This is a genomic window from Hwanghaeella sp. (assembly GCF_965227365.1).
Lineage (GTDB): Bacteria > Pseudomonadota > Alphaproteobacteria > UBA8366 > Aestuariispiraceae > Hwanghaeella.
In genome coordinates this window covers 3752053-3768120 of sequence record NZ_OZ245754.1, presented here as the reverse complement: position 1 = coordinate 3768120, position 16068 = coordinate 3752053, and the positions used below count along the sequence as shown (strand labels likewise).

General features: G+C 60.6%; 14 protein-coding genes. 2 read left to right on the top strand and 12 right to left on the bottom strand.

Annotation, left to right across the window (positions count from 1 at the left end; genetic code table 11):
- Positions 1-119: 119 nt before the first annotated feature.
- The gene (locus tag ACQK2G_RS17265; RefSeq protein ID WP_425406280.1) at positions 120-995 is read right to left on the bottom strand and encodes an S-methyl-5'-thioadenosine phosphorylase; all 876 of its coding nucleotides are present in this window, start codon (positions 993-995) and stop codon (positions 120-122) included.
- Positions 996-1172: 177 nt separating this feature from the next.
- Here ACQK2G_RS17265 and ACQK2G_RS17260 point away from each other — a divergent pair, with 177 nt between their 5' ends.
- Both ACQK2G_RS17260 and rpsD read left to right on the top strand, forming a co-directional pair.
- Entirely contained in the window at positions 1173-1946 is a 774-nt protein-coding gene (locus tag ACQK2G_RS17260) for an RNA methyltransferase (protein ID WP_425406279.1), read from the top strand.
- Positions 1947-2179: 233 nt separating this feature from the next.
- Positions 2180-2794, top strand: a complete 615-nt coding sequence (gene rpsD / locus ACQK2G_RS17255) for a 30S ribosomal protein S4 (protein ID WP_425406278.1) — start codon at positions 2180-2182, stop codon at positions 2792-2794.
- Positions 2795-3136: 342 nt separating this feature from the next.
- Here rpsD and ACQK2G_RS17250 read toward each other — a convergent pair whose 3' ends face one another.
- The 11 genes from ACQK2G_RS17250 to ACQK2G_RS17200 form a co-directional block, all read right to left on the bottom strand.
- Positions 3137-3757: a hypothetical protein gene (locus tag ACQK2G_RS17250; protein ID WP_425406277.1), complete on the bottom strand. Its 621-nt coding sequence runs from the start codon at positions 3755-3757 to the stop codon at positions 3137-3139.
- Between the two features lie 291 nt (positions 3758-4048).
- The gene (locus ACQK2G_RS17245) at positions 4049-4729 is read right to left on the bottom strand and encodes a c-type cytochrome (protein ID WP_425406276.1); all 681 of its coding nucleotides are present in this window, start codon (positions 4727-4729) and stop codon (positions 4049-4051) included.
- A 118-nt stretch (positions 4730-4847) separates the two neighbouring features.
- Positions 4848-6230 carry an MFS transporter gene (locus tag ACQK2G_RS17240; RefSeq protein ID WP_425406275.1) on the bottom strand — a complete coding sequence of 461 codons (1383 nt, stop codon included), beginning with the start codon at positions 6228-6230 and terminating at the stop codon, positions 4848-4850.
- 137 nt (positions 6231-6367) lie between these two features.
- Positions 6368-8050, bottom strand: coding sequence for an ABC transporter ATP-binding protein (locus tag ACQK2G_RS17235; protein ID WP_425406274.1), 1683 nt, complete (start codon positions 8048-8050; stop codon positions 6368-6370).
- Between the two features lie 4 nt (positions 8051-8054).
- The gene (locus ACQK2G_RS17230) at positions 8055-8882 is read right to left on the bottom strand and encodes an ABC transporter permease (RefSeq protein ID WP_425406273.1); all 828 of its coding nucleotides are present in this window, start codon (positions 8880-8882) and stop codon (positions 8055-8057) included.
- 18 nt (positions 8883-8900) lie between these two features.
- Positions 8901-9857, bottom strand: coding sequence for an ABC transporter permease (locus tag ACQK2G_RS17225; protein ID WP_425406272.1), 957 nt, complete (start codon positions 9855-9857; stop codon positions 8901-8903).
- A 346-nt stretch (positions 9858-10203) separates the two neighbouring features.
- Positions 10204-11802 (bottom strand): ABC transporter substrate-binding protein, encoded by a 1599-nt coding sequence (locus ACQK2G_RS17220; protein WP_425406271.1) that lies wholly within the window; start codon positions 11800-11802, stop codon positions 10204-10206.
- A gap of 196 nt (positions 11803-11998) precedes the next feature.
- Positions 11999-14008, bottom strand: a complete 2010-nt coding sequence (locus ACQK2G_RS17215) for a CocE/NonD family hydrolase (RefSeq protein ID WP_425406270.1) — start codon at positions 14006-14008, stop codon at positions 11999-12001.
- Positions 14008-15261 carry a Coenzyme F420 hydrogenase/dehydrogenase, beta subunit C-terminal domain gene (locus ACQK2G_RS17210; protein WP_425406269.1) on the bottom strand — a complete coding sequence of 418 codons (1254 nt, stop codon included), beginning with the start codon at positions 15259-15261 and terminating at the stop codon, positions 14008-14010. The genes ACQK2G_RS17215 and ACQK2G_RS17210 overlap by 1 nt, the downstream gene beginning before the upstream one ends.
- A gap of 129 nt (positions 15262-15390) precedes the next feature.
- Positions 15391-15732 carry a Grx4 family monothiol glutaredoxin gene (grxD, locus tag ACQK2G_RS17205; RefSeq protein WP_425406268.1) on the bottom strand — a complete coding sequence of 114 codons (342 nt, stop codon included), beginning with the start codon at positions 15730-15732 and terminating at the stop codon, positions 15391-15393.
- A 75-nt stretch (positions 15733-15807) separates the two neighbouring features.
- Complete coding sequence (locus ACQK2G_RS17200) at positions 15808-16047, bottom strand: BolA family protein (protein WP_425406267.1); 240 nt, start codon at positions 16045-16047, stop codon at positions 15808-15810.
- Positions 16048-16068: the final 21 nt, after the last annotated feature.

Sequence of the window (16068 nt, the reverse complement as noted above, 5' to 3'; positions counted from 1 at the left end):
GTGCGCGCGGTATATAGGGGAGGGCTCGGTTCGGACGAAACGGTATTATCGCATGGCATTGCCCTGCGCCACGCGATGGACGCATGGCTCGGCAGGCATCCTTCCATGCCTGTCTCCGGTCAGCGGCCCAGTACCCGCCCTGCCACCGCGTCCAACTTGGCGACCATGGCGGGGTCGCGCGCCTCGGGCGTGGTGATCAGCGCCGCGTCCAGCACCGTATCGGTGCCGCAGGTCGGCTCCGTTTCCCAGGCATTTATGGATTCCACCATGAACTTGGTCAGGGCGCGGGCCTTGTCCGCGTTGTCGTGCAGCGTCTTGATCACCAGCGCGACATCGACGGAATCATGGTCCGGATGCCAGCAGTCGAAATCGGTGACCATGGCCACGGTGGCGTAGCGGATTTCGGCTTCCCGGGCCAGTTTCGCCTCCGGCATATTGGTCATGCCGATCACCGAGGCGCCCCAACTGCGGTACAGCTCGGACTCGGCCAGGGTGGAGAATTGCGGGCCTTCCATCACTACATAGGTGCCGCCCCGATGATGCGGAATGCCGAGTTTCTCCATGCCGGCTTCGGCGATATCGCCGATCCAGCTCGAGACCGGATGGGAAAGCGGCACATGCGCCACCAGCCCGGAGCCGAAAAAGCTCTTCTGCCGGGAGAAGGTGCGATCGATGAACTGATCGACGATGACGAAGGTGCCGGGCGGAAGGTCCTCGCGCAGGGAGCCGACGGCGGAAAGCGAAATGATGTCGGTGACACCGCAGCGTTTCAGCGCGTCGATATTGGCGCGGTAGTTGATGGTCGAGGGCGATTCCACGTGGCCGCGCCCGTGGCGGGGCAGGAAGCAGACCTTGGTGTCCCCGATCCGCCCTTCCAGGATCTGGTCCGACGGTTTTCCCCAGGGACCCTCCACCGTGCGCCAGACGGCATCTTCCAATCCGTCGATCGCGTACAGGCCGCTGCCGCCGACCACTCCCAGAACCTTCTCGGCCATCGCTATTCTCCTTCTGCCAGACTGACGGTCAGCTAACGGGGATGGGGCCCCGGCGTCAAACGGGAATCGCCTCTCATCTGCCTGCTTTCGGGCCCGGCCGGTTTGACAAGACGGCGTGTTGACGCCAAACAGTCGCCCGATTTCAAGCCCGGACATGATGAAGGGACCGCACGGCGCATGGCCGGAACCGACTCGACACAGCTGGACAACCTGCCCGACGGCGGACCGGTGATCATCCTGGTACAGCCGCAATTGGGCCAGAATATCGGCATGGTCGCCCGGGCGATGCTGAACAACGGGCTGGCGGAACTGCGCCTTGTCGCCCCGCGTGACGGTTGGCCGAACCCGGAAGCCGTTGCCGCCGCCTCCGGCGCCGATCAGGTGATCGAGAACGCTACGGTCTATGAAACGACGGCAGAGGCGGTCGCCGATCTGCAGCGTGTCTATGCGACGACGGCGCGGCCGCGCGGCATGGTGGGGCGGGTGATGACGCCGCGTGCGGCCGGCCGGGAATTCATCGAGGTTCACAAGGCAGGCAACCGCTACGGCGTTCTGTTCGGCGGCGAGCGGGCCGGCCTGCACAATGACGACGTGACGCTGGCTGATACCATCATCGAGGCACCATTGAACCCGTCCTTCCGCTCCCTCAACCTGGCGCAGGCGGTGTTGCTGGTTTCCTATGAATGGTACCAGAACAGGATCGAAGCACCGGAAGAGCGGCTGGAAGCCGGGGATTCCGAACTGGCCGGGAAGGAGGAGCTGCTGAATTTCCTGACCCGGCTGGAAGCCTCGCTGGATGAAGGTGGCTTCTTCAAATCGCCGGGCCTGCGCCCCGTGACCGTCCGGAACATCCGAAACATGTTTCAGCGCGCCGGGCTGACCAGTCAGGAAGTGCGTACCCTGCACGGCATCGCCGAGGCGCTTAAGCGCGCAGGGGGCAAAGAAGAATAGGGTTTTCCCCAGGATTTCAGCGGCTTTGCGAGGCAAATGGGTTTGACAATGGGCCGCCGATCCCTATAGTGCGGCCGCTTTCCGGGAATGTGGCGGGACAGTCTCAGTCATGAGGCCTATCCGCACGCCGCCTCGCCCAAACACTGAAGAATCAATGGATTCATAGGGTTGGGGAGAGGGTCGGACTACCGGGACATGAAGACCAACCGAAGATAAAACGGGATAATTGACCTATGAGTAAGCGCATTTCCGCGAAGTACAAGATTGACCGCCGCTTGGGCGTCAACCTTTGGGGCCGCCCGAAGAGCCCCTTCAACAACCGCGAATACGGGCCCGGCCAACACGGCCAGCGCCGCCGCAAGCCCTCCGACTTCGGCACCCAGCTAATGGCGAAGCAGAAGCTGAAAGGCTATTACGGCAATATCGGCGAGAAGAAGTTCCGCAAGTACTACGAAGAAGCCTCGCGCCGCAAAGGCGATACGGGTGAAAACCTGATCGGCCTGTTGGAGCATCGCCTGGACGCGGTCGTCTATCGCGCCAAGTTCGTGCCGACCGTTTTCGCCGCGCGCCAGTTCATCAACCACGGCCACGTCATGGTGAACGGCATCCGCGTCAATGTTCCCTCTTATGCGCTGAAGCTCGGTGACGTCGTCACCGTCCGCGACAAGAGCAAGAACATGAACCTCGTCCTGGAAGCGACCAGCAGCACCGAGCGTGACATCCCGGATTACATCGACGTCGACCACAACAAGATGACGGCAGCGATCAACCGGACGCCGAAGCTGGAAGACGTTCCCTATCCGGCTTCGATGGAACCGAACCTGGTCGTCGAGTTCTACTCGCGTTAATCCAGACCGGTTACCAACGGTTCAAAGGCCGGGCGCCCAAGGGTGCCCGGCTTTTTTACGTCTCGAGGTCCATGAACCGACATGCGGCATATGTCGCTGTTCGCCCATGTACAGGCTATGCTGAAGCGCCGCGGCCCTCGGAGAGGAGTGGAGCTATGAGCAAGGCCATCGAAAAGATTTCTGAAGTGTCCCTCAAGAAACCGGAGTTCGACTTCTTGTCGTAGGAGGCTTCGTGTCCCACCCTGGCGCGCTGGCGCACGACTGCATGCTGAGGGCTCGGTTGCCGTTCCACGCCAGACACCCCGGGGATTCTCTTTACTGGAAGGGGCTTCCCTTCGGCCGCTAGTTCAACGCGGCTTCTTTGTAGCGCCCGTTCATGGTCGAGGGCACCAGGAGGCCGTTCCTCGCGATGACGCCGGATTTGACCAGCCGATGGTAGGCTTGGTTCAGCACCTCAAGCGTATCCGCTTTCTGTTGATGGACCCATAGGACGACATTCTTCCGAAACAAGGGCCGATAGGCGTATGGCTTTCCAGGAGTGAGGCGTCGCAGGTACCAGCGAAAATCCTCACCGCCCCACATCAATCCAACCCTGTCCTTGGCGAACATGAGTACGGCCGTTTCGACATCCCTGGCTTTGAAGAGCTTGATTTTGTTTTCCGCCGCCAACGCATCCATGTTCGGCAGGAAACTGTAGGGCGAGCGCATTCCGTTCACGACGATCAGTTCCTGGCCCAGGATTTCCCGTTCGTTGGACGGTATGTCTTTGTACGTGTTCGTCGAAAACAGTCCCGCCGACCATTCCGAGTGCCAGTCACTTGCTGAACAGCAGTCATCGAACTGTCCCAAATCCAAGGTGATCAGCGCGTCGACGCTGCCTTGTTTCAACTCCGCATAGGCCCTCGCCAAGGGGATGACTTTGAATGAGCAACCGACATCCGCGTCTTCGCAGAGGGCCCGCACGGTCTCTCCCATCGTGCCGGAGAATGAGCCGTCCTCTGCTAGATGTAGCAACGGGGGAAAGGAAAACGAAGCAATAACAAGCTGTCGCTTAGGCTTCTCTTCAGCCTTGGCATGATTGACACCACAAAAAAGTGTGGCTGTTAGAATGAGACCGGCAATGTATCTAAGTGCCTGCATTACATAACAAATACATCCAATTTCGATTGGAGTCATCAGGCATCGCGGATTGCTCGTCGTCCCGCCACGTCGTCATGGTGTCCGGCAGCCTTCGTCACGCAGCGTCGATGGCGGCTATTTCCTGCTGCAGGGCAACGCCGCGTAGTATTCCGCATAGGCATCCAGGTTCGGTTCGTCGGCGTCGATGAACATTACCTCCGCCATACGATGATGCCGGCCGTTGTCGGTGACATATCCCTGTCGGGCCCGCCAGAGATCATGGATCGTCCGTTTCAAATAGGTCTCGTCCTGGGCATTCAGGAAGGGGGTGTCGCGCCAGGGATTGGCGCGCTCACCGCCGTGACAGACTTCGCACCGTTCCACGCCGTCCGGGCGAGGGGGATCGGCGCCCTCATTGATCATGCATGCCTTGCTGGAGAAAAATTGCGCGATGGAGCGCAATTGCACCGTGGAAAGGCGCTTGGCGAGATCGTTCATGACCTCATGCCGGCGGGCCGCCACGACCTCTCCGTCATAAACGATGACGCCCAGTTTGAAATGGTTCAACTGACGCGCCAGGTATTTTTCCTTTTGGCCGGCCAGCCGGGGCACGCCGGGAACGGGGATTGAGCCGTCCAGGCTGTGACACTGCAGGCAGCCATAGGCGCCGACCAGCTTTTGGGCCGCCGCCGTGTCCGCCGCCGCCGGTCCGGTCCGCATCACCGCGGTCAGGACGGCAAGGGTAAGAGCGAGGGCGATACGCAAATATGCAGGGCCGGTGAATCGAACCGTCGGGGTTTCGCGAAGGGTATGCATGGCTACTCCGTTCCGGGTTCCTGCCATTCGGATATCATGCGGTGCGCCGCACGAATTGGAAACCCGCGAGAGCGGGATGAGACGATTGGTCCCGGCCGCTATTTTTCCGGCCCGGCTGCTATTTTTCCGGATCGTCCGTTTCCGGGTTCAGGTCGACGGCGGGACTGTCGTTGTAGCCGCCGTCGTCATAATCCGTCAGATCCGGCTGTTCGTCAGGGTCCCGCGCGGTGTTGCGGCCTTGATGGATGGATGAGGCATCGATCGCATCATGCATGCGCGGGTCCATTTGCTGGATCACCGGGCTGGACGCGGGTAGACCGACGAAGTCCTGCTTCTTTTCCTTTGGTTCCGCCCGGCGCAGGCGCGTGCGGACAAGCACGAAGGCGAGCAGACAGATCATCACCGAGGATGCGTAGTAGAACAGACCCGCGGGACCGATCACCGTCATCATGAAGCTGGCGACGGTGGGGCCGACGACAGCGCCCGCTGCCCAGGCCAGCAACAGGCTGGAGCTCATTGCAACCATCAAGTCCAGGGGCGCGCGGTCGGCCGCGTGCGACACGCAGATGGCATAGATGGAAAACGCGACCCCGCCCCAGGCGCTGAACAGGATGATCTGGACGACCTCCGGCAGGGAACCGGCCAGGGTCACCCCGATGGAGAGAACCGTCACCGCCAGGGCGGCGAAGGCGATGATCAGGCGTCGGTCCATCCGGTCGGATATCCACCCCAACGGCCATTGCATCGCGAGGCCGCCCAACTGCATGCCGGCCATGATCACGGCGATGGTGGCCGGCGACAGGTCGATGGAGGAAGCATAGGTGGGAACCAGACTGATGACCGCGCCGTTCACCAGGCCGATGGCGACACAGCCGACAATCGCCGCGGGGGCGATCTTGTAGAGGGTGACCACGCCCAACCGCTTCAATGGCGGCAGTTGCGGGCTTGGGCCGCGTGTCAGAGCCATCGGTACCAGCGACATCGAGAAAAATGCACAGATGACCATCAGGAAATCCGGGCCTTCGACGTCGCCATAGCCCAGCATCAAAGGCCCGACCGCCAATGCTCCCTTCGTGATGACCATATAGATCGACAGCACGTTGCCGCGGCTCTCGGCGGGAGTTCGTTCGTTGATCCAACTTTCGATCACCGTGGTCAGGCCGGCCATGCAGAAACCGGTTGCCGCGCGAACCCCCGCATACAGGAACACATTGGTGTCGATGGTCAGCGCCAGTATGCCGGTCCCCATCACCGCGGCGAGCGCCGCATAGGCGCGAATATGACCGACCGTGCGCACAAGCCCTGTGGCGAAGACGCATCCGATCAGGAAGCCGATCGCGTAACCGGTACCGACGAATCCGACATCGGTGGTGGGAAGGCCTGCCTCGGTCATCCGCAGCGGGACGATGATCGTCAGGATTCCATTGCCGCCCTGCAGCAATACGGCGCTCAATACCACAGCGCCAACAATGAATATCGATGGCTTTCGAAGAAAGACCATCCGCAACACCCCGCAGCGGTTTCCGAGTCATGTCAGGCAAGGCCCGAACCGGCGCAGACCGTTCGGGTGCGTGCCCAAAGATAAGGCCGCATGTCGCGGCCTTATGCAAGTTAACTCATTCGGGGCGGTGTCGACGGTTAGTTGTCCGCCGCCTTCAGCACACGGCCTTCCTCGGCCATGCGTTGTCGTTCCGCCAACAGGTTGTCCAACCAGTCCGGATCCATCTCCGGGACAGAGGACAGAAGCAGGTCGGTGTAGTCCGTATGCGGGGGTTCGAACATTTCGTCCTTCGGCCCGGAATCGTCGACCTTGCCCTGCAGCATTACGACCACTTCGTCGGCGATTGCCCGCACCGTGGCCAAGTCGTGGGTGATGAACATATAGGCCAGGTTGAGTTCGCTCTGCAGGCGGTCGAGGAGCTTCAGGATTTCTTCCGCCACCAACTGGTCGAGCGCCGAGGTGACTTCGTCGCAGATGATCAGCTCCGGCTCCGCCGCCAGGGCCCGAGCGATACAGATCCGTTGTTTCTGCCCGCCTGAAAGTTCGGTCGGGTAGCGGTCGATATACTCGTCCGGGTTCAGTTCGATCATCGTCAGCAATTCGCGGGTTCTGTCCTCCCGCTGCTTGCCTGACATGCCAAGATAGAAGGAAAGCGGACGTCCAATGATCTCGCGGATCCGTTGCCGCGGATTAAGCGCAGTGTCGGCCATCTGATAGATCATCTGAACTTGCCGCAGTTCGTCTTTCGAACGCTTGCGGTAATCGGGCGGCAGGGCCTGGCCCTTGAATTCAATGGTGCCCTCGCTCGGCGGCAGAAGCCCGGTGATGACCCGGGCCGTGGTGCTCTTGCCGCTGCCGGACTCGCCGACGACGGCGACCGTCTGCCCCTTGTGTACATCGAAGTTGACGCCGAAAAGAACCGGTGTGGCCCCATAGGCGGCGCTGACATTGTTCACGCGCAGCAGCGGCGTTGGTTCGTTGATTTCAAGCTGGTGTTCCTTCTTGAAGGTACGCACCGCGAGCAGCTGGCGGGTGTATTCCTCTTTCGGGTTGGCCAGCATTTCCCGTGTGTCGCCTTCCTCGACCAGATTGCCGTGGCGCAGCACCATGATGCGATCCGCCATTTGCGCCACGACGGCAAGGTCGTGGGTCACATAGATGGCTGCCGTGTTGAACTGTTCGACCACGTCGCGAATAGCGGCCAGCACCTCGATCTGCGTCGTCACGTCCAGGGCCGTGGTCGGTTCGTCGAAGACGATAAGATCGGGCCGGCAGGACATGGCCATCGCGGTCATCGCACGCTGCAGCTGACCGCCGGAAACCTGGTGCGGATAGCGGTAGCCGATCGTGTCCGCATTAGGCAGACGCAGCCGGGCAAAGAGTTCCTTTGCGTCCTTTTCCGCAGCAGCACGGTTCGAGTAGCCGTGCAGGACGGGGGCTTCCGTAAACTGGTCGATCAGCTTGTGCGCCGGGTTGAAGTTGGCCGCCGCGCTTTGTGCGACATAGGAAATGCGTTTGCCGCGCAGGTCGCGCAACTGCTCTTCCGACGCATTCAGCATGTCGATGCCATCGAAGTTGATGGTGCCGCCGCTGATCCAGCATCCACCGCGCGTATAAGCCATGGAGGCCAATCCGATGGTCGATTTCCCGGCCCCGGATTCACCGATCAGGCCCAGGACCTCGCCGCGCCGCAGCGTGACATCGACACCGTGAACGATCTCGATTTCCTCTTCTTCGACCATTGCGGCGATTTTCAGGCCCTTCATTTCCAGAAGGACATCGCCCTTGGTGCCACGTTGGGTATCCGTGTTATCCGCCATTTGCTTAGTCCTTCAATCCGCTGGTGAGGTGCAGGAACCAATCGACCACGAAGTTCACGGCCACGGTCAAGAGGGCGATGGCGCCCGCCGGAACCAGGGGCGTGATATCTCCGAAAGTGATCAGTGTCGCGTTTTCCCGGACCATGCTGCCCCAATCCGCCGTCGGCGGCTGCAGGCCCAGGCCGAGGAAGCTCAACGCGCTGATGAACAGGAAGACGAAACAGAAGCGAAGCCCGAATTCGGCAACCAATGGCGGCAGGATGTTCGGCAGGATTTCGTGCCGGATGATGTACAGCAGCCCTTCGCCGCGCAGCTTCGCCACTTCCACGAAATCCAGAACCACGACATTCATCGACACCGCCCGTGCCAGTCGGAAAACGGATGTCGAATAGAGAATGCCGATAACGAGGACCAGATTGATGACCGAGGTTCCGACGATGGTCAGGACCAGCAGCGCGAAGATCAGTGTCGGAATGGCCATCATCACATCGACGATGCGGCCCAGCAACTGGTCGACCCAACCGCCCAGCGTGGCGGCCAGCAGACCGAAGAAACTGCCGATCAGGAAGGCGACCGCCGTGGTGACGAGGGCGATGCCGACCGTATTCCGCGCGCCGTATATGATACGGCTCAACATGTCGCGGCCCAAGTTGTCGGTACCCAGAATGTACGGGTCACCCCAGAGTTCGAATTGATCGCCCACCACTTCCGTCTCGCTGAACGGCGCGACGAAGTCGGCGAAAACGGCGACGAAAATGTAGATTGCGATGACGACCATGCCGAAAATTGCTGTCGGCGGGGCCTTCTTCAGAAGCTTTACGATATCGTTCATAGTCTTTTCCCCACCGGATTAACGCGGATGCAACAGCCGCGGATTGCTCAAGATCGACAGGATGTCCGCTGTCAGGTTGAGCAATATGTAGGTGACGGCGAAGACGAGGCAGCAGGCCTGAACAACGGGCATGTCCCGCTTGGAGACGCTGTCGACAAGAAGCTGTCCCAGACCTGGATAGACGAACACGACCTCGACCACGACGACGCCCACAATCAGGTAGGCCAGGTTCAGCACCACGACGTTGATGATCGGGGCCAGCGCGTTCGGCAGGGCGTGACGGACGATGACGTCCCGCTTCGGCACGCCTTTCAGCGTGGCCATTTCGATATAGGGGCTCGCCAGCAGGTTGATGATCGCCGCGCGAGTCATGCGCATCATATGCGCGATCACGACCAGCGTCAGCGTCAAGGCCGGCAGCAGCGAGCGATAGACATGTTCCCAGAAGGTCAGTTCTGGTCCGATATCCGAAATACTGGGGAACACCCGCACCATCACCGAGAACCAAAGGATCAGGATATAGGCGACGAAGAATTCCGGGGTCGAAATGGTGGACAGGGTGAAGATGTTGACCAGGCGGTCGTACAGGCTGTTGCGATACAAGGCGGCGAGCACGCCGAGCGCTATCGCGATCGGAACCGATATCACCGCGGCGATCGCGGCCAGGAACAGCGTGTTGTACAGCCGCGTCCCCAACAGTTCCGAAATCTCACGTTGGTTGGCGAGGGATTTGCCCAAGTCGCCGGTCATGACGTTGCCGAGCCATTCGAAGTACCGGGTGTGGAATGGTCTGTCCAAACCCAGTTCCGCCCGAAAGGCCGCCACCGTCTCCGGTGTTGCGGATTGTCCCAATACTTCCTGAGCCAAATCGCCGGGCAGAAATTCGATGGCCAGTGAAATTATGAATGAGACGGCGATCAGCGTAATCAGCCCCAGGCCGAGACGCTGCACGAGCATTTTTAAGATCGCATGCATGGTTTTGTCGGCCGATACGTCCCGGACCATCGTCCGTGTACCGGCAAATCCCCCTCGTCCTCAACCTCAGTTCCTGTTCGGCCCGACACCCGGCAAACACCGGGTTCCGGACATTCTTTGCTGCTTGTATTGCCAAGCATCTTTTCCTTAACGGAACATGAAACAGGATAAGGGTTCGAAAAGGAAGTGCAATACGGCCACTTTTTACCAAGTTCGCGACGCAGCACTATCCCGGAACCCGCTCTACAGTCCGGAATCCGGGCCCTAGGTATAATCCCGTCAGGAAAAGAAAAAGGCCCCGGATTTTGTCCGGGACCTTTTCGATAGGCCATGAAAGCGGTGATTCTTACGCGAACCACCAGCGTTCAAGCATTTTGCAGCCGTCCATGTCCCAGTTCGACGCGATATTGGGGCCGTGGGCGACCTTTTTGTCGCGTACCCAGACATACGCCGCGAACATCGGAATGACGACGCCGCCTTCGTCGCGGACGATCGTTTGCATTTCCGAATAGATTTCGCCGCGTTTTTTGGTGTCCAGCTCGGAACGGCCCTCAAGGAGCAGTTTATTGAAGCGTTCATGCTTCCAATAGGTGTCGTTCCATTCCGCATCCGCCGCGTAGGCCGTCGTGAACATCCAGTCTTCGGTCGGACGGCCGCCCCAGTAGCAGGCGCACCATGCCTTCTTCATCCAGACATTCGACCAGTAACCGTCGTTCGGTTCGCGGACGACATTGATGTCGATCCCGGCCTTGGAGGCTTGCTCTTTGTAGAGGACAGCCGCGTCCACAGCGCCGGAGAAGGCCGAATCGGCCGCGCTGAGGTCGACGGAAAGCGACGATAGTCCCGCTTGCTTCAGATAGAACTTGGCCTTGTCCGGATCGTAGGTGCGCTGCTCGATGCTGGCGTCGTAATACGGGTTCGAGGGGGCGATCGGATGGTCGTTACCGACGGAGCCGTACCCCTTCAGGATGGTCTTAACCAGCAGTTCGCGGTCGACACCGTGCTTCAGGGCCATCCGGACGTTATTGTCGTCGAAGGGCTTCATGTCCGTCCGCATCGGGAAGGTGTAGTGACGCGTACCGGTGGTCTGTTCCAGCTCCAATTGCGGATTGCGTTTCAGCAGGCCGGCGGTCTTGAGGTCGGGGCGATCCATCATGTCGATATCGCCGGTTGCCAACGCGCTCTGCTTGGCGTTCAAGTCCTTGATCGACAGGATCACGACTTCATCGAAATGCGCTTTGCCTTCTTTCCAGTAGTTGGCAAACTTCTTACCGGAGGACCGGACGCCCGGCTCGAAATTCTCCAGCGTATAGCCGCCGGTGCCGACGCCAGACTGCCAGTCCGCCTTTCCATCTTTCGCCGGCATGATGGCTAGGTGATAGTCGCTCATCAGCAGCGGGAAGTCGGCATTGCCTCCTTCCAGCGTGACGATGACGCGGTTCTTGCCGTCCGCTTTGATATCGGTGATCGGCGCGACGATCGGCTTGGCGGCGGATTTCGATTCTTCGCCCCGATGATGGTTGATGGAGGCCACGATATCGTCGGCATCCATTGTCTTGCCGTTGTGGAATTCAACGCCCTGGCGCAGGTTGAAGACCCATTCCGTGGCGTCGTCGGAGGCTTCCCAGCTTTCCGCCAGTTCGCCGATCAGCTTGCCGTTTTCATCGATTTCCGTGAGATGGTTCCGCAGTGCGTAGCCCAAAGTCAGCATGTAGCCGTCTTCGAACGTGGCCGGATCGAGCGAGTCCGTCGTGCCGCCATGGCCGAGGCCGAGGCGCGCACGGCCGCCTTGTTTCGGCGTCGCGGCCTGGACGTCGGAAATGACGGTGTTCGCGAAAGCGGCGGAAAGGCCCAGGGCCGATACGCCCTGCATGAACGCGCGACGGCTGATCTTGCCGCTGCGGAACAAGCTTTCGAGTTCAGTTTTTTTCCGTGGATCAGTCACTTAAGTTCTCCCAAATCTATCGAGCGTGTGGCGCTCTATGACCCAGATACGTTTTGGTGTTGGCATTCCGCCGGATGCGTGCGGCGGAACGCGTTGGGTGTATCCTTGGACGTGATGCCGTCATTGAAACAGAAAGCCGCTGTGCAGGCAAAGGCCTGTGCGCGGCCATTACTATCGTAGGCGGGTCATCCGGGGATTATACTAGTTTCCGGGGGATGCTTCGTTGCCATCGGCGCTCGAACATCTTCTCGTCACCCTCATAGGCTGTCACGAAGGCGCTCAACTCGAAACTGTCGGCGGTTGCCCGGCAGACCCCTCCGGTTTCCGTTCGTGTATCCCAATATCCGCGTTGCGAGGTCTGTGTCCAATGAACCTCCATCCGCGCAGAAAGCGGGTCGTCCGGCGTTATGTCGTACCGTTCTCGGTGAATGGAGCCCGTTCGCAGACCGTGGATGCCGTCCTCGACATCGCCGTTATCGTATTCGATTTGCATATGCGCGGTGCCGGCCTTCAGGTCATAGCTCACCTGTCGCTGAAGGTTCGAAGCCCGATGTTCTGTTCGGGCGACCGGTTCCGCCATTTCGGCCTCAGCGAAGTGGACCGGGGGTTGGCCGGCGTCAGTCCTCGACGGCAGGACAAGAGAGGATCGTCCGTTGTCGACCGTCACGGTCACCGGGGTCGGTGACGGCCAGATCAAGGGCCAGTAGGTCGTCGAGACGGACAGTCTGATCCGATGCCCCGGCAGGAACCGATGACAGGTATTGTCCAGGGAAATTTCGACATCCACCCAGTCACCGACCGGCATCGCTTCCGGCGCGGCCGCACCGTTCCTCTGCGAAAGATTGAAGACGGTGTAGGAGACGCGCATCACCGGTCCATCCGGGGTCACGTCGCAGAGACGCAGGGCGAGCGCGGCCTGCGGCGCGTCAGCCCGAAGACGCAGTTTGACGACCGGACGGCCCAGGATATCCACTTCATCGTCCAACGGGACCGTGTCCCAGACCACGGATTTGGCGTCGTCGCTGCGCTGGTCGTCCGGTTGGTCCGGGCCGATCCAGGCGAAATACTCGCCGCCGAAGGCGCCGACATCCTGGGGGGAATTGATATCGATTTCCAGTTCCCGCCGGTCCGCGGTTCCTTCCGGCACCAGACGCCTGCCGGCCAGAAAGAGCTCGTGCTCGGCAATGTTGGGTGAGGGCCAGACGGGTTCGGAAATCCACTGCCCCTTTGCCATCGGCAGCATGGCTGCTGGTTTCACGCCCTCGCGCCGGAAAACCCGCAGATCGGGATCGTTCTCCACGCCGGTATCGATGCCTTTCAGCCACCGGTCCCACCAGCGCAAGGCCTCCTGCAGGAAGCCGATCTGGGGGCCGGGCACCCCGAAATTCGGATAGAGATGCACCCAGGGCCCCAGGATTCCCTTCCTCGGCGCCTGTAGGTTCTCCAGGATATTCATCACCGCGTTGATATAGCCGTCGGCCAGGCCGCCGACGATCAGGACCGGTGCCTTCACCGCGCTCCAGTCCTCGCAAATCGACCCGTGTTTCCAATAGTCGTCGCGCTGCTGGTGACGCATCCAGGTTTCTGCGAAATGCGGCATGTTCTCCAAGCGGCGCAGCCACATTTCCCGCCACTGCTCGCCAACCAGGTCGGGATCGGGCGGTCGCGACATGTAGGACAGCATCTGCTGTGACCAGCCGAAATTCTCGATCAGCATGCAGCCGCCCTTGTAGTGGATATCGTCGGCGTAGCGATCGGTGGTCGAGGCGATGGAAACCACCGCCTTCAAGGCTTCCGGTTGCCGATAGGCGACCTGCAGCCCGTTGAACCCGCCCCAGGATATCCCGATCATGCCGACCGCGCCGCTGCACCACGGCTGCGAAGTGATCCAGTCGATCACCTCCAGCGCATCGTCCTGTTCCTGCTTGTCGTATTCGTCATACATCAACCCGTCGGATTCGCCGCTGCCGCGCATGTCGACGCGGATACAAGCATAACCGTGCCGGGCGAAATAGGGATGATTCTTCTCGTCCCGAACGGCGGTTCCGTCGCGCTTGCGATAGGGCAGGTATTCCAGGATGGCCGGCACCGGTTTGCCATCCGAATCGGCCGGGCGCCAAATCCGCGCCGCCAATCGGGTCTCGTCGGACAAGGGTATCCAGACATTCGGCTCTTCCAGAATGTCGAAAGGTCCTTCCGCCGTCATCAATCCCCCTCCCGCCTGACCGGGTTTTCTCTGGTGCGGCCCGACGCAATGCGTTGCTTTATGCCGTCCAGGTTTCCGGCGGCGCGGGGATCATCCGCGCCGTAGGCGAAAGTATCAAGGCGAAGTCTCTCGAATGCCGGGGTTAGGACGCCGGCCTCCCGCATGCCTTGCAGGCGCCAGGCCAAGGCCCGTTTCTTACGCACCTGATGGGGTTGATAATCGTCCAGCATGCGCGCGGAAACCGGCCCGTCCACGACAATCGCTCCGGCCGCGACGGCGGCCTGGAACAGTTCATCGCCCGCTGCGGTTCTGGTGATGAAGGCGTTGAAACCGGCATCCTCTCCGGTGGGGCCGCCGCCGGGCCAACAATCCAGCACCGCGATATCGGTCAACTCGCCGATCGGGTCGGGGCAGATCTTGCAGCGGAACTGCAGCCGCCAGGTGCCTTCATCCTCCCACATTTCCTGGTAACTGAATTCCCAGGCGCGGCCGTCCCGAACCTCGATCCGTGTCTTGCCGGGATTGCCGTAACCGCGATAGCGGAACAGGGTGACCTCCGGTTCTTCGACGCCCAGTCCCGCCAACAGGTCTTGCGACTTGCCGAGTTCTGAAGCGCCGCCGCAAACCAGGGAAAGCTTGTAACGACAGAGTGACGCGACCCGCGGGTCCTCCATTTCGAGTGCGCGGATCGCGTCGACGTCGCAGGGTTTGCCGACAAAGGCAAAGGGCTTTCCGTCCTCCAGCAGGGATAGAAATTCCACGAGTGGGGCGGTGGGGCCATATCGCGAGCCGGATGCCCGCAAGACTTGCTCCGGCGTCGTGCTGATCGTCGCCCGCGACCGCATCGGCTGGTCGGGGTCGGCCGTGACATGCAGAACTCTCTCGACCCTGCCGCTTTCCAGCAGGAAACTGGCCAGCCCGGTCAATCCACCGCCGGCGGCCGCCTGGAACCGGATCACCGGATCGCCGGCATGACCGAGGACCGTTTGACGCAACGGCCCCCACATTTCGTCGAAGGCATGACCCTCGGCAAGTTCGTCGGGATCCGGGCCCGTAACGACAAGACCCGGGCAGACCTTGTTAATCAGGGCGAGGGAAGCCGGATCGACCGGTGCCTTTTCCAGCGGACGCAAGCGGCCTTCGGGCGTCATGACGATCTCGACGGCGTCCTCGCCGGCAATGCTTTGGCACAGACCGCAGCCGATGCAGAGACCGCTCTCGACGATCTCCGCCAATGTAATCAAATCCGTCATAGCCCCCCGCAGCCGCAAGTCTCCGATCAGCTTAGAACAAGGGTTCCGCAAAACGAAAGCGCCGCGCTCTCCCCAGAAGGGTAGCGCGGCGCTTTGAAACGCTAAATTAAGGCCCTGCGAGGCCGGGCGTTACGCCTGGATTTGGACGTCGATGCCCTTGGTGGACAGTTCTTCCATCAGTTCGCCGGTCTCGAACATTTCACGGATGATGTCGCAGCCGCCGATGAACTCACCCTTTACGTAAAGCTGCGGGATGGTCGGCCAGTTGGAATATTCCTTGATGCCCTGACGGATGCCGTCGTCTTCAAGGACATTCACGCCTTTGAATTTGACCCCAATGTGATTCAGGACCTGAACGACCGCCGCGGAAAAACCGCATTGCGGGAAGACGGGCGTGCCCTTCATGAACAGGACAACGTCGTTGCCTTTCACTTCGCTGTCGATGGCTTCCAAAGCCGGATTTTCACTCATTACGGAATTCCTTTCGTTTGGGCCGCCGCGAAACGTTTCAGACGCCGCGGCGGGAATCTCTCACGCGATGGCCGATTACGCGTCTTCCGGCACCGCCGTTTGCAGGGCGAGCGCGTGCAACTCGTTGCCCATGCGGCCTTGCAGCGCGTTGTAGACCACCTGGTGTTGCTGGACGCGGCTCATCCCCTTGAAGGCGGAAGAGCGGACGAAAGCCGCGTAATGATCGCCATCGCCCCGCAGATCGTTGATCTGCACTTCCGCGTCGGGAAGTGCTTCCTTGATGAAACGTTCGATATCATTCGCGTTCATCGGCATGGTGCGGGACCCTTTCGCTAA